At 74.7% G+C, this 21,632-nt stretch carries 23 protein-coding genes; 8 read left to right on the top strand and 15 right to left on the bottom strand.

Annotated features, from left to right (window positions below):
* Window positions 1–19 precede the first annotated feature (19 nt).
* On the top strand, window positions 20–1,432 hold the full coding sequence (locus ACFYWG_RS15935) for a PLP-dependent aminotransferase family protein (RefSeq protein WP_389201733.1): 1,413 nt from the start codon (window positions 20–22) through the stop codon (window positions 1,430–1,432).
* Window positions 1,433–1,457: 25 nt separating this feature from the next.
* On the opposite strand, the gene ACFYWG_RS15930 is transcribed toward ACFYWG_RS15935, so the two are convergent.
* The 3 genes from ACFYWG_RS15930 to ACFYWG_RS15920 all read right to left on the bottom strand — a co-directional run bounded on the left by ACFYWG_RS15930 (window position 1,458) and on the right by ACFYWG_RS15920 (window position 3,480).
* The gene (locus ACFYWG_RS15930; protein ID WP_383503474.1) at window positions 1,458–2,270 is read right to left on the bottom strand and encodes an SAM-dependent methyltransferase; all 813 of its coding nucleotides are present in this window, start codon (window positions 2,268–2,270) and stop codon (window positions 1,458–1,460) included.
* 94 nt (window positions 2,271–2,364) lie between these two features.
* The gene (locus tag ACFYWG_RS15925; RefSeq protein WP_030246665.1) at window positions 2,365–2,619 is read right to left on the bottom strand and encodes a DUF397 domain-containing protein; all 255 of its coding nucleotides are present in this window, start codon (window positions 2,617–2,619) and stop codon (window positions 2,365–2,367) included.
* Entirely contained in the window at window positions 2,620–3,480 is an 861-nt protein-coding gene (locus ACFYWG_RS15920) for a helix-turn-helix transcriptional regulator (RefSeq protein ID WP_383503475.1), read from the bottom strand. It abuts the gene before it with no gap.
* Window positions 3,481–3,718: 238 nt separating this feature from the next.
* On the opposite strand from ACFYWG_RS15920, the gene ACFYWG_RS15915 reads away from it, so the two are divergent.
* The 3 genes from ACFYWG_RS15915 to ACFYWG_RS15905 all read left to right on the top strand — a co-directional run bounded on the left by ACFYWG_RS15915 (window position 3,719) and on the right by ACFYWG_RS15905 (window position 7,227).
* Window positions 3,719–4,594 (top strand): ATP-binding protein, encoded by an 876-nt coding sequence (locus ACFYWG_RS15915; protein WP_389201730.1) that lies wholly within the window; start codon window positions 3,719–3,721, stop codon window positions 4,592–4,594.
* Complete coding sequence (locus ACFYWG_RS15910) at window positions 4,591–5,025, top strand: hypothetical protein (protein ID WP_376331961.1); 435 nt, start codon at window positions 4,591–4,593, stop codon at window positions 5,023–5,025. Before ACFYWG_RS15915 ends, ACFYWG_RS15910 begins: the two co-directional genes overlap by 4 nt.
* A gap of 237 nt (window positions 5,026–5,262) precedes the next feature.
* Window positions 5,263–7,227 carry an ABC transporter ATP-binding protein gene (locus tag ACFYWG_RS15905; protein ID WP_389201727.1) on the top strand — a complete coding sequence of 655 codons (1,965 nt, stop codon included), beginning with the start codon at window positions 5,263–5,265 and terminating at the stop codon, window positions 7,225–7,227.
* Between the two features lie 202 nt (window positions 7,228–7,429).
* Here ACFYWG_RS15905 and ACFYWG_RS15900 read toward each other — a convergent pair whose 3' ends face one another.
* Window positions 7,430–7,612 carry a hypothetical protein gene (locus ACFYWG_RS15900; RefSeq protein WP_383503477.1) on the bottom strand — a complete coding sequence of 61 codons (183 nt, stop codon included), beginning with the start codon at window positions 7,610–7,612 and terminating at the stop codon, window positions 7,430–7,432.
* A gap of 155 nt (window positions 7,613–7,767) precedes the next feature.
* Window positions 7,768–8,457, bottom strand: coding sequence for a DUF899 domain-containing protein (locus tag ACFYWG_RS15895; protein ID WP_389201725.1), 690 nt, complete (start codon window positions 8,455–8,457; stop codon window positions 7,768–7,770).
* A 303-nt stretch (window positions 8,458–8,760) separates the two neighbouring features.
* Between ACFYWG_RS15895 and ACFYWG_RS15890 the strand changes: the two genes are divergently transcribed.
* Window positions 8,761–9,729, top strand: a complete 969-nt coding sequence (locus ACFYWG_RS15890; protein WP_385418112.1) for an endonuclease/exonuclease/phosphatase family protein — start codon at window positions 8,761–8,763, stop codon at window positions 9,727–9,729.
* A 35-nt stretch (window positions 9,730–9,764) separates the two neighbouring features.
* On the opposite strand, the gene ACFYWG_RS15885 is transcribed toward ACFYWG_RS15890, so the two are convergent.
* Both ACFYWG_RS15885 and ACFYWG_RS15880 read right to left on the bottom strand, forming a co-directional pair.
* On the bottom strand, window positions 9,765–11,750 hold the full coding sequence (locus ACFYWG_RS15885; RefSeq protein ID WP_389201722.1) for an FUSC family protein: 1,986 nt from the start codon (window positions 11,748–11,750) through the stop codon (window positions 9,765–9,767).
* A 154-nt stretch (window positions 11,751–11,904) separates the two neighbouring features.
* Window positions 11,905–12,681: a nucleotidyltransferase family protein gene (locus ACFYWG_RS15880; protein ID WP_389201720.1), complete on the bottom strand. Its 777-nt coding sequence runs from the start codon at window positions 12,679–12,681 to the stop codon at window positions 11,905–11,907.
* Between the two features lie 154 nt (window positions 12,682–12,835).
* On the opposite strand from ACFYWG_RS15880, the gene ACFYWG_RS15875 reads away from it, so the two are divergent.
* Window positions 12,836–13,258, top strand: a complete 423-nt coding sequence (locus tag ACFYWG_RS15875) for a RidA family protein (protein ID WP_376331969.1) — start codon at window positions 12,836–12,838, stop codon at window positions 13,256–13,258.
* 8 nt (window positions 13,259–13,266) lie between these two features.
* On the opposite strand, the gene ACFYWG_RS15870 is transcribed toward ACFYWG_RS15875, so the two are convergent.
* The 3 genes from ACFYWG_RS15870 to ACFYWG_RS15860 form a co-directional block, all read right to left on the bottom strand.
* Window positions 13,267–14,001, bottom strand: a complete 735-nt coding sequence (locus ACFYWG_RS15870) for a uracil-DNA glycosylase (RefSeq protein WP_385418100.1) — start codon at window positions 13,999–14,001, stop codon at window positions 13,267–13,269.
* Window positions 14,002–14,138: 137 nt separating this feature from the next.
* Window positions 14,139–15,482, bottom strand: coding sequence for an MFS transporter (locus ACFYWG_RS15865; protein ID WP_389201717.1), 1,344 nt, complete (start codon window positions 15,480–15,482; stop codon window positions 14,139–14,141).
* On the bottom strand, window positions 15,479–16,195 hold the full coding sequence (locus ACFYWG_RS15860) for an ArsR/SmtB family transcription factor (RefSeq protein WP_389201715.1): 717 nt from the start codon (window positions 16,193–16,195) through the stop codon (window positions 15,479–15,481). The genes ACFYWG_RS15865 and ACFYWG_RS15860 overlap by 4 nt, the downstream gene beginning before the upstream one ends.
* Before the next feature lie 385 nt (window positions 16,196–16,580).
* On the opposite strand from ACFYWG_RS15860, the gene ACFYWG_RS15855 reads away from it, so the two are divergent.
* A complete protein-coding gene (locus ACFYWG_RS15855; RefSeq protein ID WP_383503499.1) occupies window positions 16,581–17,105 on the top strand; it encodes an RNA-binding S4 domain-containing protein in 525 nt (174 codons plus the stop codon).
* A gap of 131 nt (window positions 17,106–17,236) precedes the next feature.
* On the opposite strand, the gene ACFYWG_RS15850 is transcribed toward ACFYWG_RS15855, so the two are convergent.
* Complete coding sequence (locus ACFYWG_RS15850) at window positions 17,237–17,704, bottom strand: DoxX family protein (RefSeq protein WP_389201713.1); 468 nt, start codon at window positions 17,702–17,704, stop codon at window positions 17,237–17,239.
* Window positions 17,705–17,808: 104 nt separating this feature from the next.
* Complete coding sequence (locus ACFYWG_RS15845) at window positions 17,809–18,549, bottom strand: class I SAM-dependent methyltransferase (protein WP_389201711.1); 741 nt, start codon at window positions 18,547–18,549, stop codon at window positions 17,809–17,811.
* Window positions 18,550–18,719: 170 nt separating this feature from the next.
* Here ACFYWG_RS15845 and ACFYWG_RS15840 point away from each other — a divergent pair, with 170 nt between their 5' ends.
* A complete protein-coding gene (locus tag ACFYWG_RS15840) occupies window positions 18,720–18,995 on the top strand; it encodes a DUF6343 family protein (RefSeq protein ID WP_376331979.1) in 276 nt (91 codons plus the stop codon).
* 99 nt (window positions 18,996–19,094) lie between these two features.
* Here the strand turns inward: ACFYWG_RS15840 and ACFYWG_RS15835 are convergent, their stop codons facing one another.
* From ACFYWG_RS15835 to ACFYWG_RS15825, 3 genes are all read right to left on the bottom strand, one after another.
* Window positions 19,095–19,475, bottom strand: coding sequence for a tetratricopeptide repeat protein (locus ACFYWG_RS15835; protein ID WP_383503487.1), 381 nt, complete (start codon window positions 19,473–19,475; stop codon window positions 19,095–19,097).
* 254 nt (window positions 19,476–19,729) lie between these two features.
* Window positions 19,730–20,365: a dephospho-CoA kinase gene (gene coaE, locus ACFYWG_RS15830; RefSeq protein ID WP_385418086.1), complete on the bottom strand. Its 636-nt coding sequence runs from the start codon at window positions 20,363–20,365 to the stop codon at window positions 19,730–19,732.
* A 196-nt stretch (window positions 20,366–20,561) separates the two neighbouring features.
* The gene (locus ACFYWG_RS15825) at window positions 20,562–21,500 is read right to left on the bottom strand and encodes a PAC2 family protein (protein ID WP_383503489.1); all 939 of its coding nucleotides are present in this window, start codon (window positions 21,498–21,500) and stop codon (window positions 20,562–20,564) included.
* Window positions 21,501–21,632 lie beyond the last annotated feature (132 nt).

The raw sequence follows: 21,632 nt of genomic DNA, 5'->3' as shown, positions 1-21,632 counted from the left end.
CCCGCTAGGGTGCAGTTCCGTGACGGATTCGTGGGTCGATTCGGCGGAGCGGATCGGTTCGGACCTGCACTTGGTGCTGTCCGGGCCGGGTGGTCGGCGCGCGGCGCTGATCCGTGCGCTGCGGGACGCGGTGCGCGACGGCAGGCTGGCCCCGGGCACGCGGCTGCCGCCCTACCGCTCGCTCGCGGCGGACCTGGGAGTCGCCCGGAGAACGGTGGCGGACGCCTACGCCGAGCTGGTCGCGGAGGGCTGGCTGACCGCCCGGCAGGGGTCGGGCACCCGGGTCGCGGAGCGCGCCGAGCCGCTGCGGCCCGCCGCGCCCGCCTCACGGAAGGCACCGCCTCGCGCGCCGGGCCCCCGGCACGATCTGCGCCAGGGCAGCCCGGACGGCTCGGCCTTCCCGCGCACCGCCTGGCTGGCCTCCTACCGGCGGGCCCTGCAGCACGCGCCCGGCGAGGCGTTCGGCCCGGGCGACCCCGCGGGGCGGGCCGAGCTGCGGGAGGCGCTCGCCGAGTACCTGGCACGCGCGCGCGGGGTGCGGACCGAGCCCGGCCGGATCGTGATCTGCTCCGGTTTCGCGCACGCGCTCAGGCTGCTGTTCGGCGGGGGTGTCCTGCGCGGGCCGCTGGCCGTGGAGGCGTACGGGCTGGGCTTCCACCGGGGGCTGCTGGCCGCGGCCGGGGTGCGCACGGTGCCGCTCCCGCTCGACGAGGACGGCGCCCGGGTCGACCGGCTGGGGCGCGAGCGGGCCGTGCTGCTGACCCCCGCGCACCAGTTCCCGACCGGCGGGCCGCTGCATCCCGCGCGCCGGGCCGCGGTGACCGACTGGGCACGCGCGCGTGGCGGGCTGGTCCTGGAGGACGACTACGACGGCGAGTTCCGCTACGACCGCAAGCCGGTCGGCGCGCTGCAGGGCCTCGACCCGGAGCGCGTCATCCACCTGGGTTCGGTCAGCAAGAGCCTGTCGCCGGCGGTCCGGCTGGGCTGGATGGTGCTGCCGGAGGGGCTGGTCGACGCCGTGCTGGCCGCGAAGGGCGAACGTGAGGCGTGGGCGAGTGTGCTGGACCAGCTGAGCCTGGCGGACTTCATCGCCTCGGGCCGGTACGACCGGCACGTGCGGCGGATGCGGCAGCGCTACCGCCGGCGGCGGGACCGGCTGGTCGCGGCGCTCGCCGGGCACGCGCCGCACGTCGAGGTGACCGGTGTCGCGGCGGGCCTGCACGCGGTGCTGCGCCTGCCGCCCGGCAGCGAGGCGTCCGCGGTCGAGGCCGCCGCCCGGCACGGCGTCGCCCTCGACGGCCTGGCCGCGTTCCGGCACCCGGGGACGGACATGCCGGTGACCGACGGCCTGGTCGTCGGCTATGCGGCACCCCCGGAGCACGCCTACGGGGGTGCCCTGGAGGCGCTGTGCGGCGCGATGCCGCCGCCGTGACCGGCCCGTGGGACGCGCGTGCGGCTCAGGGCTTGCGCGCCACCGCCCCGTAGCCCGGGATGATCCCGTCGTCCTGGCCGGGTACCGGCTCGCCCAACTCGGGGTGCCACAGGTGCGGCACCTCGATGCCGGGCTCGACGAGGTCGAGGCCGTCGAAGAAGCGGGTGACCTCCTCGCGGGTGCGCAGGGCGAGGGTGACACCGGCGGCGCGCAGCTTCTCGGTGGCGGCCCTGGACTCCTCCGGCGTGAAGTCGGAGGTGGCGTGGGTCATCACCAGGTAGCTGCCGGACGGCAGTTCGGCGAGCAGCCGGCCGACCAGCCCGTGGGCGCCGTCCTCGTCGGGGACGAAGTGCAGCAGCGCGATCAGCGACAGGGCGACGGGCCGGGTCAGGTCCAGGACCTTCCGGGCGCCCTCCAGGATGGCGTCCGGGTCGCGGACGTCGGCCTGGAGGTACTCGGTCGCCCCCTCGTCCGTGCCGCGCAGCAGGGCGGCCGCGTGCGCCAGGACGATGGGGTCGTTGTCGCAGTAGACGACCCGGGCGTCGGGCGCGATCTGCTGGGCGACCTGGTGGAGGTTCGGCTCGGTCGGTATGCCCGTGCCGATGTCCAGGAACTGGCGGACGCCCCGGCCGGCGAGCCAGCGTGTGGCCCGCTGCATGAACGCGCGGTTGACGCGTGCCATCACCGGCACCCTCGGGTCGAGGGTGAGCATCTGCCGGCCCATCTCCTCGTCGACCGGATAGTTGTCCTTGCCGCCGAGGTACCAGTCGTACATCCGCGCGGGATGCGGCTTGGTGGTGTCGATCCGTGCGGCCGACGTGGGGTCCTGCCCGGTCATGAGGCACTCCATGAGGCACAGAGGGTGGTCGATTCGGTACCGGCGCTTCGCCGCGGGTGGCAAGCAGGGTGGAGCGGGAGCGGAGGCGATCGCCTCAGGACAGCAGGAAGTCGGCCTCCCCGGCCTTCGCCCCCTCGATGAAGGCCGTCATCTCGGCGGTGGTGTAGATCAGCGCCGGACCGTCCGGGTCGGTGGACTGGCGGACGGCGATGCGGCCGTCGGCGAGCTTCATCGCCTCCAGGCAGTTCCCCCCGTTCCCTCCGCTCCACGGCTTGTGCCAGCCTTCGCTGCCCAAGTCGCGCGCGGGCATGCCGTTGTAGACGTGTTTGCGCGGCTTGATGCGATCCATTTACAGCTCCTTGCGGAGATCCCGGAGGATCTCCTTCGTGCGATGTGCCGTAGCGGCCTGCGCCGCCATGCGGTCCATGACCTCCAGGTGGGTCGCCACCTCGGCGCGCGCGTCGAGGTAGACGGCGCCGGTCAGGTACTCGCTGTAGACCATGTCCGGCAGTTCGGGCATGGCGAATCGGAACAGCACGAACGGCCCGTAGGTCCCCGGATGCGGACCACCGGCGAACGGCGCCACCTGCAGCGTCACGTTCGGCAGCCGCGTGGCCTCGAGCAGCCTGTCGATCTGGGCGCGCATCACCTCCGGACCACCGACCGGACGCCGCAGCGCGGTCTCGTCCATCACGACCCACAGCCGGGGCGCGTCCTCGCGGGTGAGCAGGGCCTGGCGCTGCATGCGCAGGGCGACGTGGCGCTCGATGTCCTCGGGCCGGGTCTGCCCTATGGCGCCCGAGCGCAGCACCCCGCGCGCGTACTCCTCGGTCTGCAGCAGGCCGGGGACGAAGTGGGGCTCGTAGCTGCGGATGACGCTGGCGGCGCCCTCCAGGCTCACGTACATGGAGAACCAGCCGGGCAGGATGTCGTGGAACCGCTGCCACCAGCCGGGTTTGTTGGCCTCCTCGGCGAGCAGGACGAAGGCCTCGGCCTCCTCGTCGGAGATCCCGTAGGCCTTCAGCAGCAGCTGGAGGTACGGGATCTTGAGCGAGACCTCGGCCATCTCCATGCGGCGGACGGTGGCGGGGGCGACGCGCAGGATGCGGGCGGCTTCCTCGCGCTTCATCCCGGCGCGTTCGCGCAGGTCGAGCAGGCGCCGGCCGAGGACGACCTGGCCGACCGTCGGTGCGGACCGCGGTTCGCTCACGCCCCACCTCCACGCTGTTGACGAATCGGCCGTTCGAACACGCTGACAGCCCGGCGGCGCCACTCGAGAACCCGCCGAAGAGCTGGTTCGAACGGGTTTTTCGAACTGAGCTTCGACGATCTCAACTGGCGCCGCACGGGGTGCTGTTGCGAGCAGTGTGCCACGCCCTTCCAGACCGTCACACAGCACTCTGCAATTTTCAGAGTGACACTTGCCAAGTGTTCACGCCGGGGAGATAGTGGCAAGCGTGATTCCGTCCGCGCCCTTAGGAACAGACGCCGCCGCAGGCCTTCCCGGCCTCGGTGCCGGAGCAGACCCCCTCGGGGCCGCTGCCCCGCGCCGGTTCCGCTTCGAGCTGGCCGCACATCCGGGTTCTCCCGCCCAGGCCAGACGTCTCACCCGGGCTCGGCTGACCGGCTGGTCGGTGTGCGAGGACACCTGCGACAGCGCGGCCCTCGTGGTCTCCGAGCTGGTCACCAACGCCATCGTGCACACGGCGAGCACCCACATCGTGTGCGAGCTGCACGACGGCGACGACCTGGTGCGCATAGCCGTGCGCGACGAGGGCTGCGCCCCGGGACAGCCCCATGCGGCCAGCCGGACCCGTCCCGAGGAGGAGCACGGGAGGGGATTGCTTCTCGTCGACGCCCTGTGCCACGCCTGGGGCGCGCACGAGCACGGCCCGGGACTGCTCGTCTGGGCCGAGCTGCCGCGCACGGCGGACGCCGGCGCGGACCCCGCCGGGCCGTGGAACGACCTGGACTGGGCAGAGCCCGGCCAGGACGGCACCGCGCACCTGCCGGGAGAGCACGAACCCGACGGCACCGCGCACCTCCCGGGCGGGGACGACCGCGACCACCCCCGGACGACGTCGCCCGGCAGCGAGCCCGACCGGCACCCGGCCGCTCCGTTCCGCCCCGCCCCCGGCCACCACCTCGCGGCTCCGCTCCGGGACGAGCCCCGCAACGACCTCGGCTGGGGCGCCCGCCCCAAGCGGGGCACCTCCGACGGCTCGGAGGACGACGAGGACCCCGCCCCCGAGGCGTCGCGCCGGGCACCCGGTACCCCGGAGGTCCCCGCACAGCACCGCCGCACGGAGGGGGGGCCGGTATGAGCGCACCGCACGGCGCCTCCGTGCTGAGCCTGGACACACTGGTCCGCCTCGGCCGCGGTCTGCGCACCCCGGGGCCGGTCCTGCGGCTTCCCGTACCCGAGGGCATGACGGCCCCGCTCGGCTGCGACGCGGTGGCGATGCCCGCCCCTCTCGGCCACCGGGTCATGCCCCGCCTGCCACGCGTGGGCTGCGTCTACGCCGACGGCACGCACTGGTGGTGGCTGGTGCCGGCCGACTCCGACCACGCCCTGGAGTGGCCCTCCCCCGCGCACTACGCCACGGGCGCGGTCGTCCCGGACGCCGAGCGGCTGCCCGGCCTGGTCCACCGCCCGGAGGGCACCCTGCCCTACACTCCGCCGATCCCCCTGTACCTGGCGCTGTGCCGCGTGACGGGCACGGCCCCCTCGTGGTCACGGCCGGTCAGCGCGTAGCACCGCCCGGCCCCCGGCGGCAGCGGCACCCCGCGACGCCCCGGTCCAGCCCGCCGCCCCCGTTCCCGCCACCCGCGCCGCCCCGTGCCTCACCCGGCCGGGCCGTGCGCCCGCACGCCTCCGGCGCCCCGGACTGCGCCCTGCCCGGGCACGTCCCGCCCCCGCGATAGTGACCGTTCCGTCCGCGCACGGACGGGCGCGGATGCGAGCGGACCAGGTGGGGGAGGTCGGTCGACGGTGGCGAAGAAGCGGACCGCGCCGGAGGTGTCCGAGTCGGAGCGGCTGCTGTTCGGCGGGCCGCTGCGCTACGACATGGGCTGGAACCAGCACGCCGAGGCGTTCCTCGAACTCGGCTTCCGGGCCATGGTCCGGCGGCTGCCGTCGCTGCTGGTGTCCAGCCTGGGGCTCGCCCGGCAGGCCGACCCGGGTGCCGCGCGGACCGTCCTGGCCGCCGAGGCGGGCCGGGGCGTGGCGCAGGCGGTGAGCCTGCTCGCGGTGAACAGCGTGCTGGCCCGGCTGATGGGCGGCGGCTCCCTGGAGGAGCGGCTGCACGGAGCCGTCCCGGCCCTGGTCACCGTGGCCGCCGCGATGCTGGTCGCGGCCCTGCTGCGGGCGGCCAGCACCTACGCCACCGGCCGCCTGGAGCCGAAGGTGGAGCGGGTGGCGACCGAGCGGTACCTGGAGCGGGCGGCGGCCGTGGAGCTGTCCGCGATCGAGGACCACGCCTTCCACAAGCTGCTGGACACCGCCCAGTACGGCGCCGCCTCCGCCCGGCGGATGATCTCCTACGGGACCCGCGTCATCAACGCGATGATCTCGCTGACCGCGGCGGCGGGCGTGCTGACGGTGCTGCACCCGGCCCTGCTGCCGCTGCTGATCACGATGACCCTGCCGAGTGCCTGGAGCGCGCTGACCCTCGCCCGGCGGCGCTACGAGTCCTTCCACGCCTGGGTGCAGCACGCCCGGGCGGGCCGGCTGCTCGGCGCCCTGCTCATCGAGCCGGAGGCGGCCCCCGAGATCCGGGTGCACGGGGTGGGCGGCTTCCTGCTGCGGCACTTCCGCGCGATGTCGGAGACGGCCGAGGCCGAGCAGGCCCGGCTGGCCCGGCTCGCCGCCCGGACAGGGCTGATCGCGGCGGCGTGGACCGGCGTGGCGACGGTGGCGACGTACGCCACGCTCGGCGGGCTGCTGCTGGCCGGGGCGATGGCCCTGTCCGTGGCGGGGACGGCCGTCATCGCGATCCGCACCGGCTCCCAGAGCCTCGACACCCTCGTCGTCGAGGTGAACGCGCTGCACGAGGAGGCCCTGTTCGTCGGCGACCTGCACCGGCTGTACGCGGAGGCGGCGCAGCGGGCGATCCCGGAGGGCGGCCGGGCCCTGCCGGAGGAGCCCCACGAGATCCGCTTCGAGAACGTCACGTTCCGCTACCCGGGCGACTCGGCCCGCCCCGCGCTGGACGACGTGTCGCTCACCCTGCCGCTCGGCCGGATCGTCGCCCTGGTCGGGGAGAACGGCTCGGGCAAGACGACGCTGGTGAAGCTGCTCGCGGGGCTCTACACGCCGGACCGGGGACGGATCCTGTGGGACGACGTGGACGCGGCCACCGCGGACCGGCACCGGCTGGCCGAGCGGATCGCGATGGTGGCGCAGGACTTCAAGCGGTGGCCGTTCACGGCCCGGGTGAACATCGCCCTCGGCCGCACCTCCGCCCCGGTGAGCGAGGAGCGGCTGGCCGCGTCGATCGCCGAGGCAGGGGCCGAACCGGTGGTGGCGGACCTGCCCCGGGGCCTGGACACGCTGCTGGCCCGCAACTTCAGCGGCGGTCACGAACTGTCGGGCGGCCAGTGGCAGCGCCTGGGGATCGCCCGGGCGGCCTACCGGCGCGGACGCATCCTGATCGTGGACGAGCCGACGGCGGCCCTGGACGCCCGGGCCGAGCTGGAGGTCTTCGAGCGCATCCGGGCCCTGGCCGACAGCGGCCAGACGGTCGTGCTGATCACGCACCGGCTGGCGTCCGTGCGCCACGCCGACCTGGTGCACGTCCTGGACCAGGGCCGGCTGGTGGAGTCCGGCACCCCCGACGAGCTGCTCGCGACGGGCGGCCTGTACGCCGAGCTGTACGCGCTCCAGGCGGAGCAGTTCTCCCCGTCGGCCACGGCGGTGCCGCCGGTGCGCAAGGTGCCGGCGCCCAAGGCGGGATGAGGGCGCACGTCGCGCCACGGGCAGCGAGCGCCACGGGAGCGCGCCCCGGACGGGTGAGGGCCCGTTTCGGACGAGGCGCACGCCGGGCGGGGCAAGGGCGTGCCATCAGGCGGGGCAAGGGCGTGCCGTCAGGCGAGGCGCACCTCGGCAAGGCGAAGGCGCGCGGCAGGGGAAATGCGCCCCGGTCGGGTGAGGGCGCGCCTCAGGCAGTGGCGTCGGGGGCGTCTCCCCGGCGCACGATCACCAGGAACATGTCCGTGGCCAGATCCATCACGACCTCGGCGGGCATGCCTTCCAGACGCCGCGCCTGCGCGAACTCCTCCGCAGGCCAGGAGCCTCTCGGTCCGCCGGCGGGGAAGCGCTCGAGCACCGTTCGCCCGTTCACCCTGCACCTCCATGTAGCGCTGTACTCGTAGAGTTAAACGCCAACGATGGGGTGGACGGCTCGCGAAGTGACGGTTCTGAGACGTTATCGACACGCGTTCACCGTGAAGTGTGAGGAAGTTCTCAGCCGCTTGGCTGATTTCCTCACTGCCGGTGTCAGTCGTCGTACTCGTCGTGATACCTGATGCGCGCACTTCCCGCAGGCGCCCCACTGGCCGACGCGCGTCCCTCGGGCTCCTCCCACTCCTCCTGGCGGCCGAGCGCGGTCAGGTCGAGCAGGCTGGTGGTCGAGCCGAGCCCGTCGAGGCCGCGCTCGTACGTCGAGTAGGTGTGGAAGACCCGGCCGCGGTCGCGCAGGAAGCAGCTCAGGCCGGGCCGCTCGACCAGCTCCCCCTCGTGCTCCAGGGTCACCTCGAAGTCCCGGTTGAAGTCGCTGCCGTGTGCGGAGTACCAGGGCAGCGTCCAGCCCATCCGCGCCTTGAACGGCAGGATCTTCGGGTAGGGGGCGCGGGACACGACGGCGAAGGACGTCCCGCGGGCCTTCAGATGGGCGAGGTGCCCGATCTGGTCCAGGAACGCGGAGCAGCTGCGGCAGCCCGCGTCCCACTCGGGCGCGAACATGAAGTGGTGGACGACGAGCTGGGGCCGGCCCTCGAAGAGGTCGAGCAGCGTGGCCTTGCCGTCCCCGCCCTCGAAGACGTACTCCTCCCCCACCTCCACCATGGGGAGTCTGCGCCGCTCGGCGTTGAGCGCGTCCCGCGCGCGGGTCGCGGCCTTCTCCCGAGCCAGCAGGTCTGCGCGTGCCGCGCGCCACTGCGCGCGCGAGACGATCTCCGGAAGCGACATGGGCCCTCCTGTGACAACGGTCCGTCGGAGTGCAGACCGCGTGCGGCGGCGGAACTCATCGCCGCCCGGGGAAAGGGGCGCATCCGGCCCGTTCTTGATCGTCGTGCACGAGGGCCGGGCATGCGCCGATGATGAGCTCGGCGGGACCGTCCGCTGCGGAAGGCGTCATCACGCCGACGTACGGCTGTGTCGTGGGGCGGCATGAGCCGAGCCGCGCATCCCGTCACAGCTCTGTCGCGGGGCGGGCCGGGCACGCACGCTGGGCCCACCACCCCGTCTGTCGGCTTCTGGAAGGAGCCCGGCATGCTCCTCGGCACCTGGAACCTGGAGAACCTCTACCGCCCCGGCGGCCCGTACGGCCCGCAGGACGAGGCCGCCTACGAGGCGAAGCTCGCCGCGCTCGCCGCCGTGATCACGGAACTCGACCCGGCCCTGCTCGGCGTGCAGGAGGTCGGGGACCCCGAAGCCCTCGCGGACCTCACGGGCATGCTCGGCGACGACTGGCACCTCGCCCTGTCCGCCCACGCGGACAGCCGCGGCATACGCGTCGGCTTCCTCAGCCGACTGCCGCTGACCGTACTGGCGGACACCGCCGCCTTCCCGGCGGAGCTGCGGCCCGTGCAGGTGGACGACACGGGGACCACGGTGGCGGGGGCGGGACGAGGGTTCCTGGCCGTGGAGGCCGGGCAGCCCGGGGAGTCCGGGCCCGCCGGCGGGCCGCTGCGGGTGGCGGTCTGCCACCTCAAGTCCAAGCTGCTGTCGTACCCGGACGGCCGCTTCCAGCCGCGCGACGAGGGCGAACGGGCCCGCTACGGCGCCTACGCCCTGTACCGGCGGGCGGCCGAGGCGGCGGCGCTGCGCGCCCTGGCCGACGTGCTGCTGGCCGGGGACGGGCAGGGCCGGGACGTGGCGCTCGTCGGTGACCTGAACGACGAGGTGCAGGCGGCCACGACCCAGATCCTGCTCGGCCCGCCCGGCTCGGAGATCGGCACGCCGGGCTACGACCGGCCGGACCGGGGCGACGCGGCCCGGCTGTGGAACGTGGCCCCGCTCATCCCGCCCGGGCAGCGCTACTCCCGGGTGAACTCCGGGCGCCGCGAGCTGATCGACCACGTGCTGCTGAGCCACCGCCTGGTGCGCCGGGCGACGGCGGCGGGCACCGGACTGCCGGACGAGGGCCCGCCCGGCCTCCCCTCGGTCGGCCCGGACCCGGCGGACCGCAGGGGCGTGGCGGGCTCGGACCACGCGCCGGTGTGGGTGCGGATCGGGTGAGTGCCGACGCACGGGCTCCCGGCAGGGGCCCGGTGCTACCCGGCCAGGGGGGTCCGGGGCAGTCGCAGGCCCAGCCGCGCGCCGGGCCCGGCGAGTTCCTCGACCAGCGCGGCAAGCCGCTCGATGTGCCCCTGGCCGATGCGGCCGGTGTCGTCGAGGTGGACGGCACAGGCGGTCGTGGTGTCGACGAGGCGTTCGAGCAGGTCGGCCACCTCGTCGGCGCCCTGGGTGTGCCGGGCCAGGGCGGGCAGTTCGTGCGCGGCCAGGGTGAGGGCGGAGCGGGCCTCGGCGAGGGTCCGGTAGGCCTCGCGGCGCAGGGTCCAGCGGGCGGCGCGATGGTCGGAGGCGGTGTGGGGCCCGGACGGTCCCCGGCGCCGGCCGGTGCGCGTCCCACCGGCGGGAGCGCCCGCGGGCCGGTCCGGTCCGCGGTCCCGCACGACCGGCGCGGCCGGCCCGACGCGCGGGGTCTCGGCTTCGGCGAGGACGTGGGCGAGGTAGGCGTACGCGGCGTCGGCCGCCGCCGAGAGCCGGCCGCGTACGCCTCCGCCCTTCTGCCCCGGCATGGTCAGGTGCCCGACGAGGAGCACGATCGCGCAGGCCAGCAGCGTCTCGCCGATGCGGCCGGCGGAGGCCTGCGGCTCACCGCCGACCATGACCAGGGCGAGGACGAGGACGGTGACGACGGCGGTCTGGGCGGCGAAGTGCCGCGTGGCGACGGGGATGAGCGCCCCGCTGAGGGCGACCAGCGCGATGAGCCCCTCGGGGCGGGGCAGGACGGCGGCGAGCCCGGCGAAGAGCAGAGCGCCGAGGACGGTGCCGGCGGCCCGGTTGAGCACCCGTGAGGCCAGCGGCCCGAGGTCGGGCTTGACAAGGAAGACGGCCGTGGCGGGCAGCCAGTACCAGTGGTCGTGCTGCCCGTACCACTGGGCCCGGTGCAGGGCCTGGGCGAGTGCCGCTGCGGCCCCGAAGCTCAGGGCGACGCGCAGCCCGTACTCCCGCCCCGCGCTGCCGAGGGCGGCGCGCAGGCGGACTCGGGCGATCCGGGGACGGGTGTGCAGGGCGCCGCCGCGGCCCCGGTCGAAGACCTCGGCGGCGTGCAGCAGGGCGTCGTCGAGGGCGCGCAGGGCGGGCGCCGACCGGGCGGGGGCGGGCAGCGGCCCGGTGTGGGCGCTGCCGCGGACGGCGGCGGCGAGTCGCCGGGGGCCTTCACCGGCCCGCCCGGTGACGGGTTCACCGGCCCAGGCGAGGGCGGTGGCGGCCTCGGCGAGGGGCAGGGCGGCGGCGTACTGGGCGTGCAGTCGGCGCTCGGCCGAGGAGGACGCGTACCGGCGCAGCCGGGGCCCGGACAGGGCGTCCTGCGCGTGGTCGAGGGCGGCGGTGAGCGCGGCGCGCCGGCGGATGGCGTCCGCTCCTCCGGCGGCGTCGAGGAGTCCGGCGACGGCGTCGTAGACCCCGGCGACGGCCTCGCGCTCGCCGTCGAAGCGGAAGTCGCCGCCGAGGGAGCCGGGCGTGGGCAGGGCGAGCCGCAGCGCGAGCAGCCAGCCGGCCCCGGCGAGGAAGGCGAGCGCACGCTCCCAGCCGGGTTCGGGCAGGGGCATCCCGGCCCCCACCGCCGCGCCGACGAGCAGCTGGGTGCCGGTGGCGGAGGCGACGGGTCCGACGGCGCTGATCGCGCCGGCGACCAGACCCACGAGCGTGAGGATCACGGTCAGCACGACCGCGCCGGCGCCCTGCCCGGCATACGTCCCGACGACCAGCCCCGCGGCACCGCCCAGGGCGGGCACCCCGAGCCGGGTGACGGAGGCCCGCCGGCTGCCGGGCCGGTCGTTGATCCCGGCGAGCATGGCGGCGATGGCGGCCACGACACCCAGCGACGTGCGCCCGGCTTCCACGGCCACCAGCAGCAGCGGACCGGCCGACAGGGCCCCGCGGGTCACCGCGCTCCAGGGCACGGGCCCCCGCTGGGCGCGCAGCGCGTGTGCGAGCCAGGGCGGAAGGTGCGGGGCGGTGCGGCGGGACACGGGGCTCCTGTCGTCTCACAGAGGCGGGGACGAGCCTTCGGGCGACGGCGACCGGGGCGGGGTGGGGAGATCCACGGTAGGCCGGGTTCCTCGCCAGGAGGTTTCCGGAACGTGTCGGAGGCCGGCGAGGTGCGGGTTCTTTATGAACGCAACCTCAGACGCGGGCCGCCGCCAGGGCCCGGGTGAGCAGCGCCTCCACCTCGGTGAGAGTCCGGGCGAGGTCGTCGGGCCGGACGGTCAGCTGCCCGACGCACGCGTCGACCTCCTCCAGTCCCGCCCGCGCCACCAGGCCCTTCTCGTTCGTCACCCACTCCCCCCGGGCCGCCAGCACCGCGTGGGCCGTCTGCGTGGTGGCCAGGGCGATCGCGCCGGCGACCTGGGTGGCCGCGCCCTTCGGGGCGTGCCCTGCCCTGGCGTAGGCGAGGGTGGCCGCGGCCATGCCGTGCCAGCGCGGTGGAGCGCTCTCGCGCAGGGCCCGGGGGTAGGCCGCGGGGCGGGTCAGGTCGCCGCGCAGGACCTTGTTGATCGCGAGTTCGGCGACCAGGAGATAGGTGGGGATGCCCGCGAGGTGGAACATCAGGGGCTCGATCCGGAAGCGGCCCGCCGCCGCCTCGGCGCACTCGCGTTCGACGACGTCGAGGTCGCGGTAGTGGACGTCCACCCTCCGGCCCGCGACGGTGAGCCAGGCGCCGCCGTTGAAGACGCCTCCGCCCCACGCCCCGATCTCGGAGACCTCGCCCTCCCAGCCCACGGCGCGCAGCTCGGCCGGGTCGAACGCGCCGCGGTAGTAGACGGCCAGGTCCCAGTCGCTGTCGGGACGTGCGGCGCCCTGCGCGCGGGAGCCGCCCAGGGCGACGGCCCGGACGCCGGGCAGGGCGGCGAGACGGTCCGCCGTGGTGTCGAGGAAGGTCTGGTCCGAAACGGTGGGCACGCCGGCTCGCTCCTCGGCAGAACACTCGGGGTCCGGGACAGGGGCAGAGTAGGGAGGACGCCCTGCCTGCGTGAAGTGAAATACGGGTGCGCCCGGGGGCGGGGCCGCGCATGATCGGCGGGTTGCCCAGTCGCCGCACAGATCGGAGATTCCCGTGATCCGCCGCGTCACCGTCCCGAGCCTGTTCCCGCCGCCCGCCTACTCGCACGCGTCCGTCGTCGAGGCCGGCACACGGCTGGCGTTCCTCGCCGGGTCCGTGCCCCTGGACGCGCAGGGCGACCTCGTCGGCCCGGGGGATCCGGTCCGGCAGGCCGAGCAGGTCATCGCCAATCTGCGGGAGCAGCTGGATGCCGTGGGCAGCGATCCGGCCCACGTCGTGACGACCGACGTGTACGTGGTGAGCGCCGACCCGGCCGTGCTGTCCGCCGTGTGGGCCGTGGTCGAGGCGTCGGGGCTCAGCGCCGGTCCCCACGCGTCGACGCTGATCGGCGTGGCGTGCCTCGGGTACACCGGGCAGCTGGTCGAGATCACGGCGACGGCCGTCGTTCCCGACCAGGGGCTGTCGTTCGGATCTTGACGCAGGGCTCAGGAGCGTTTCGCCGGCCCGGGTGTCCCCGGCTCAGCCGTCACCGGCAGGCCCGCCGCCCGCGCCGCCGTGCGCAGCACGTCCCGCAGCATCGCCGGGGTGAGACGGCCGGTGAAGGTGTTGCGCTGGCTCACGTGGTAGCAGCCGAAGAGTTCCAGCCCGTCCAGGCGGACCCGCTCCCCGTGGCTGAACGCCGGCCGCGGCCTCGGCACCGGCCAGCCCGCCTCGGTGAACGCGGGCAGCGCGGCCTGCCAGCCGAAGGCGCCGAGCACGACCGCGGCCCGCAGGGTCGGTCGCAGCAGGCGCAGCTCCTGCACGAGCCAGGGGCGGCACGTGTCCCGCTCCTCCGGGGTGGGCTTGTTGGCGGGCGGGGCGCAGTGCACCGGTGCGGTCACGCGCACCCCGTACAGCTCCAGCCCGTCGTGGGCGTGCACGGCGGTCGGCTGCGAGGCGAGTCCGACGTCGTGCAGCGCCTCGTACAGGACGTCTCCCGAGCGGTCGCCCGTGAACATCCGTCCGGTGCGGTTCCCGCCGTGCGCCGCCGGGGCGAGACCCACGATCAGCAGCCGCGCGTCGGCCGGCCCGAACCCGGGCACCGGCCGCCCCCAGTACGTCCAGTCGGCGAAGGCCGCTCGCTTCACCCGGGCCGTCTCCTCGCGCCAGGAGACCAGCCGCGGACACGCCCGGCACTCCGCGATGCGCCGGTCGAGAACGGGAAGGCCGCTGGTGTCCATCACTCCACCGTAGGACGAGGCAGGGGCCGGGGACCTTCGGGGGCGTGATCTTCGGCGCGGCGGTCCCGGAGGAGGTACCCCCTCAGCCTGCGGCCGTCGCCCGTACGGCTCGGTCGTCGGTTCGGGAAGTGCCCGCCTCAGCCGACGGCCGCTGCTCCCGCGGCCCGTTCGTCCGCTCGCCGCAGCCACAGCAGCGCGCCCGCGGACAGTACGGCGCCGGTCAGCAGCCACGGCAGCGGCCCGGGCCGCATCCACCCCACGGCCAGCCCGGTGAGCGCGCCGACCAGTTGCTGGGCCAGGGACTGGACGGACAGGGCGGTGGCACGGCCCGCGCTGGAGACGCGGCGGTGCAGCAGCTCGTTCTCGTTCGGGGACGCGGCCCCGAGGCCGAGGTAGACCAGGCAGAACCCGGCGACCGCGGCAGCCGTGGCCATGGGGTGGACGGAGTTCGCGGAGATCCCGAGCAGGAGCAGTCCGGCCGCCCCGGCGCCGAAGCCGGCCAGCACGGCCCGCTCACCGCTGCCCGCGACGCGCGCGGTGAACGGCGCCAGATGGCTTCCGGCACCGCTGCACAGGAAGCCGGCGCAGGACAGCGCGGCGTAGGCCATCGCCCCGGAGCCCGGCGTCCCGGTCACCTCGGCCGTACGCCCGGGCACGAGCAGTTCGATCGCGGCCAGGGCGCTGCCGGCGGCCGCGGCGCTGAGCAGCACGCGGCGGACGAGTGCGTCCCGCCCGCCGAGCCGCAGTCCGTCCAGGACGGTGGCCGGGACCCCGCGCACCACGGAACGCACGGTGGCCGGCGGCCGCGGGGGCTCCCGCAGGACGGCGAGGACGTAGCAGACGAAGAGGATCCGCACCACGGCGCCGAGCAGCAGGGGGACGGCCAGGGGCAGCACCACCCCGCCGGTCGCCGCGCTCAGCCGGGCTCCGAGGCCGGGCCCGAGACCGAGCAGCCAGGGCAGCGCGCCGCCGAGCAGGATGCCGGCCGCGAGCGCGGCGGAGGTGGCGGAGCCGCCCCGGGCCAGCCCGGTGCGCACCTCGGTGTCCGGCCCGGAACACTCGTGCACGGTGTCGACGTACCAGGCCTCCGCCGTGCCGCTGGACAGCGCCCGGGCCGCACCCATGAGCACCATGCCGGCGGTGAGCACCCAGGCCGTGGCACCGAGCCCGAGCAGGACGCAGGCCACCGCGTTCAGCACGCCGGCCACGGCGAGCACCGGCCTGCGTCCCAGGACGTCGGACAGCCCGCCCGTGGGCAGCTCCAGCACCGCCACGGTCAGTGAGTGGACCGCGAACAGCCCCGCGATCGCGCCCAGGGACATCCCGCGCTCGCTGAACAGCAGCACCATCGAGGCCATGCCCAGGCCGGGCGGCAGCCAGAGCAGCGCGCAGAGGATGACGTACCGACGCCGAGCGGTCTGCGCCCCCAGTGCCCGGGAGGGGCCGGACAGGCCGGTGGAGCCGGCGACGGGCTCTCTCATGAGAGAGCCCCGTCCTCGGTGCTCGGGGTACCTGCGGCGCTTGCCCCACCTGCGGTGCTTGCCGTACTCGCGGTGCTCGCGGGACGTGCCTGTCCCCCGGCGTCTTCCGCCGCCCCGCTGCCGTCCTGCTCGTACCGGGCGACCGGCAGAGCCGCGGTGAGGAGCACGACCCGCTCCGCGTCCGGGTCGTCCGCGTCGCGCGCCGTCAGTTCCTCCAGCTTCGCCGCGACGGTGGCCCAGAGCTCGGAGACCGACCCGGGCGTCAGCCGGGGCATGAGGTCGCTGATGCCGGAGGGCTCGACCCACTCCGGGTCCAGCCGCCCGGCGGCCATGTCCGACTCGTGCTGGGCGAGGGACGCCTCCAGGTGCTCGATCTGCTTCCGCCGCGCCAGGCTGACGAACGCGCGCCCCGCCGAGGACGACTCCATCGACTCGTTGCTCCACGACGTCACCGTGTGCAGCGCCCGCCAGCGCCGCTCCCGCCCGTCCCGGTGCTCGGCCTCGGCGATGAACCGGTACTTCGCCAGCACCCGCAGGTGGTAACTGGCCGACGCGGACGACTCCCCCGTCCGCGCCGCCAGTTCACTCGCCGTCGCGGGCCCGTCCTGGCGGAGCAGCCCTAGCAGCCGGATCCGCAGCGGGTGCGTCAGGGCCTTCAGGGCGGCGGTGTCGTGCTCCGGGTCGAGTACGCGCTTGTGCTGGTCGCTCTCCATGCCGGGAGGTTAGGCGGAGCCGGGCACTTGGCAAAAGACTTTTTGCAAAAGTTCTTTTGGGTTAGGCGACCGGACCCCGAAATCCCCGTTCGGTCGGGCCACCGGGAGGGCTAAGGTCGGAGGCATGGCTTCACGAGGTCCGGAGTACGGCAGCACGGGCGCGACGGCCGACGCGGCGTCCGGGGACGACACGCCTGTGCGCAGGGCGCCCGACGGCGCGCCCTCCCCGCACTCTTCCCCCGCGGACCCCTCCACGGACGCACCCGCCGGTACGTCCGCCGACGAACCGGCCGCCGGCACCGCGCCCACGGAGGCCACCGACGGGTCCGCGGCCGACCGGGCCCGGGCCGGAGACGGGGCCCTCGACCCCAAGGTCGCCGCGGCCATCGCCGCCGCCGAGGCCGCCGGTCCGCAGAGCGGCCAGACCGTCCGCGTCGACAGCTGGATCTGGTCCGTACGCCTGGTCAAGACCCGCTCCATGGGCGCCACCGCGTGCCGGGGCGGCCACGTCCGCGTCAACGGCGAGCGCGTGAAGCCCGCCCATGCCGTGCGCATCGGTGACGAGGTGCGTCTGCGCCAGGAGGGCCGGGAACGGGTCGTCGTCGTCACCCGGCTGATCCGCAAGCGCGTCGGCGCTCCCGTGGCCGTCCAGTGCTACGTCGACAACTCCCCTCCGCCCCCGCCCCGCGAAGCCGTCGCCCCCGCCGGCATCCGCGATCGCGGCGCGGGCCGCCCGACCAAGCGCGACCGCCGCGAGCTGGAACGCCTGCGCGGGCTCCCTGGTTTCGGCAGCGCTGCTTCGGCTGCCGGCTTGGGCAGCGGCTCGCGCCCGGGCCCTGCCACGGGACAGGGGCAGAGGCAGGGACAGGGCCAGAGCACCAGCAGAGGCAGGGGCAAGTCCAAGCCCTGACCCACCACCCGAGGCCCCCACGAACCGGGCGCCCCTCCGGGCCGCTACCGGCCCGGCAGTGAGCACCGCCGGCACCGCCCCGAGCCGGACCGCCCGCAGCCGGACCGCCCCGGGTCGGCCCCCCGCACCTCTCACGCACGCACCCGCAGCAGCCGCAGCAGCTCCGCGTTGTGCCGGCGCCGCGCCCAGGCGATGAGGGCGAGCGGCAGGAGGAGGATCAGCGGCGTCGCCGCGTGCTCCCCGTCGAACGCGGTCATCTGGACCACGAACGCGCCCACCATCAAGGCACCCAGCGCCATCGCCGCCACCGACTGGAGCACGGGTATCAGGAGGGCGATCGCGCCGGCCAGTTCGAGCGCACCGATCGTGTACATCCCGGCGCTGCCCCAGCCCAGTCGGTCGAAGGACTCGGTGGCCGAGGCGTGCCCGATCAGCTTGGGCAGGGCACTGGCGACCGCGTAGAAGAGGGCGAGCAGGATCTGCAGGCCGCGCAGGGCGATGCGCGCACGCCGCCCGCGCGCGGTCGGCGCCTCGGCGAGGACGACGCCGGCCCGGGCGGAGGGTGCGGTGGCCGTGGTGGGAGCGGTGGTCTCGGACATGGGGGTCTCCTCGGAAAGCGATGCGTCGGTGTCGCAGGGAGAGACCGCGCGCTCCTCGGAAACTCATCGCCGCCCGGCGGACGAGGACCCCGCCGCCACCGCCCTCAGGAACCCGGTCCCGGGCGCGTCTCCCCGTCCGGCCCACCTGTGCGGGTCCGCCGCGCCGGAGCGACCGGTACCGCGCGCACCCATATGCGGTCCTCCGTCACATAGCGGTCCACGCGCAGCCCCGCCTCCCCCAGCGCCGCCTCGAACTGCTCTGTGCTCAAGGGCCGCGACCGGAACGTCTGCGTCCACACCGCGTCGGGAAACTCGTACTCCGCGCGCACCGAGTGCACCCCGTCGCCGACCGGCTCCGACGAGACGACCCGTACGGTGAAGCCGCCGGGATCCACGCGCTCGCGCGGCACGTTCGCGTGGTAGTCCTCGCCTTCGCGCTGGATCAGCACGCAGCCGCCCTCGGCCACATGACGCACGCAGGTGCGCAGCAGGCCCCGGCGCACCTCGGCGTCGCCCGCGTGCACGAGGAACGACGCGAGCAGCACGGCGTCGAACGTCTCACCGAGGTCGAGTTCCTCGATCGGGCTGCGTATCGTGCGGGCCCCGCGCACGCGCTCCAGCATCTCGGCCGACTCGTCCACCGCCGTCACCGCGAAGCCGCGCTCCAGCAAGGCGTGGGTCATCCGGCCGACCCCGCTGCCCAGCTCCAGAACGCGGGCGCCTGCGGGCACCGCGGCGGCGATGATCTCCGGCTCGTCCCCGACGGGCAGCCGTGTGTAGAACTCCACCGAGCAACCGTCCGGGGTGATCGCTCCGGGACCCGTCCCTTCGTATCCCTCACGCATTTTCTGCTTCATGCCCGTCCAACGGGCCGTCCCCGCACGCCCGTTCCCCCGTTCACCCGGTTCACCCGACCGAGTGACGGACGGTTCTCCGGGTTCGGGCAGGGCTCGGTCTCCCCTGTTGGTCAGCGCCCGCGGCGCGGAGTACGTTGCAGGCAGGAGTGGTGATCGCGATGCGTACAGGCAGTGAACCGAGAACCGCGCGCAGTGCCCTGCGGGCGCGTTTCTGGCTGAGCGTGTGGGGACTGGTCTGGGCGCTGTTCGGCACGGTGGCGTTCGCGCTCGTGGGCCGGACCGGCTGGGCCGTCGCGTGCGGAGCGCTGCTGCTGATCGTGACGATCGACCTGGCCGTCGTCCTCAGGCACATCCGTCAGGGCCCCCACTACCAGCCGGGCCCCGGCATCCCGCCGTACGAGCCTCCGCACCAGCCGCCGGACGACCGCCGCTGACGCGATGGCCTCCGACCGGGCCACGGAGCGCAGCCCGTTCGACGCCCCGAGGCGGCGCGGGGCACGGGCCGACCGCCCGGACGGGACACGCGCCGAGCGCTACGAGTCGAAGTGGGCCGCCTTGAGGAACTCCGGGTTGGGGTCCAGCGCGGCCGCCAGGCGGAAGTGGCGCTTGGCCTGCTCGGGACGGTTCTGCCGCTCGTAGGTGCGCGCCAGGGCGAAGTGCGCGAACGCGTTGTCCGGCTCCCGCTCCAGGACGATCTGGAACTCCAGTTCCGCGGGCCGGAGCTGCGCCGCGGCGAAGAAGGCACGGGCACGCAGCAGCCGTGCGGCGGTGTTCTCGGGGTGCGCGGCGATGACTCCGTCGAGCAGCTTCACCGCGCCCCGCGGGTCCCGGGCCGCCAGGAGATGCTCGGCGGCACGGAAGTCGATGACGTGGGTCTCCGGGGTACGTCCGGCGGAACCGCTGGTCTCGGGCACGGCACAGTCCTTCCCTCACTGGAGCACTTCAACGCCCCGCACGACTGCCGCTATTCCACGCGTGGCCGCTGCGGCTGGTCCGCGCGAGGCTGCATCGGTCCGCATTCGGCTGCCGTTGTTCCGCGCTCAGCCGCAGCCCGTCCGCACTCAGCCGCTACCGGCCCCCGATCAGCCGCTGCCGACCCGCGCTCAGCCGCCGCCGGCCCCCGCTCGGCCGCTACCGGCATCAGCCGCTGCCGGCCCCCGCTCGGCCGCTACTGGTCCGCGCTCGGCTGCCGCTGTTCCGCGCGGGACGCCCCGGACCTGCGCACCAGCTCGGACCACACCTCACGGACGCGCTGCTCCAGCTCCGCCAGCGGGACGTCGTTGTCGATCACGATGTCCGCGATCGCGCGGCGCTCCTCGCGCGTGGCCTGGGCGGCCATCCGCGCGCGAGCGTCCTCCTCGGTCATCCCGCGCAACCGGACGAGCCGGTCGAGCTGCGTGTCGGCGGAGGCGTCGACGACGATCACCAGGTCGTACAGCGGGGCCAGGCCGTTCTCCGTGAGGAGCGGGACGTCGTGCAGGACGACCGCGTCCTCGGCGGCGGCCTCCTCCAGTTCCCGGGACCGCTCGCCCACCAGCGGGTGCACGATGGCGTTGAGGGTGGCCAGCTCGGCGGCGTCCGCGAAGACGATCGAGCCCAGCTTGGGGCGGTCCAGGCCGCCGTCCTCGGTGAGGATCTCCTCGCCGAAAGCGTCCACGACCGCCGCGAGGCCGGGTGTTCCCGGCGCGACGACCTCCCGCGCGATGCGGTCCGCGTCGATCAGCACGGCCCCGCACTCCACGAGCAGCCGCGACACCTCGCTCTTGCCGGCGCCGATACCGCCGGTCAGGCCCACCTTCAGCATGAGCCGCAGCCTAGACGCTCCGGCGGGGCCGCCGTGGAGAAGGGTGCCCGAAGGGGTGCCGTGGAGAAGGGCGCCCTGCTTCACTCGCGGTCGCCGCCCGCACCCCTCCCCGACGGAGCTCTGTCAGTCCTCGCTTCGACAATGGCCTCGACGATGTCAGTCCTCCCCTTGACGCTGCCGGTTCTCGTCGGCGCCGTCAGTTCTCGCCTTCGCGTTCCGCCAGGAACTGCTCGAACTCGCGGCCGATCTCGTCCGCCGACGGGATGTCCACCGGTTCGGCGAGCATGTTGCCGCGGGTCTCGGCACCGGCGACCGCGTCGTACTGGTGCTCCAGCCCTTCGACGAGCGCCGTGAGGTCCTCGTCCCCCTCGCGGATCTGCCGGTCGATCTCCGTCTGGGTGCGGTGGGCGTCCGAGCGCAGGGCGTGGGCGATGCCGGGCAGGACCAGTCCGGTCGCCGCGGTGATGGCCTCCAGGACCGTGAGGGCCGCGTCCGGGTACGGGGAGCGGGCGATGTAGTGCGGGACGTGGGCGGCGACGCCCAGGACGTCGTGGCCGGCCTGGAGGAGCCGGTACTCGACGAGGGACTCGGCGCTGCCGGGCACCTGCGCCTCCTCGAACGGGCTGCGGTGGCCCGGGACGAGGTCGGTGCGGTTGCCGTGCGGGGTGAGGCCGACCGGCCGGGTGTGCGGGACGCCCATGGGGATGCCGTGGAAGTTCACGGACAGGCGGACACCGAGCCGCTCCACGATCTGGCGCACGGCGGCGGCGAAGCGCTCCCACTCCACGTCCGGCTCGGGCCCGGACAGCAGCAGGAAGGGCGCGCCGGTGGCGTCCTGCACGAGCCGCACCTCGATGGCGGGGTCCTCGTAGTCGCTCCAGCGGTCGCGCTTGAAGGTCAGCAGCGGGCGGCGGGCACGGTAGTCCACGAGCCGGTCGTGGTCGAAGCGGGCCACGACCTGGTTGGGCAGCGAGTCGAGCAGGCGGTCGACGATCTGGTCGCCCGTCTCGCCGGCGTCGATGTATCCGTCGAAGTGGTAGAGCATGACAAGTCCGGCCGACTCCTGGGCGAGCGCCATGTCGACGACGGCCAGGCCCTTCGGCTCCCATGCGTACAAATCCTGCGGATCAAGCACAGTGACCGTTCCTCCTCGTGTTCACCTGTCCACAACGCCGTTGCGGGCAGGGGCATTCCCGCCGGAGGAGATTCATGATCTTCGGGATACGCCGAAGGCCCGCACCCTGGGGGTGCGGGCCTCCGGTCAGGA

Origin of the sequence: Streptomyces sp. NPDC003456, from assembly GCF_042878735.1 — a bacterium.
In the GTDB taxonomy this organism is placed as follows: Bacteria; Actinomycetota; Actinomycetes; order Streptomycetales; family Streptomycetaceae; genus Streptomyces.
Note: the sequence above shows the minus strand (reverse complement) of the source record. Positions and strands in the feature narration are given on the sequence as shown.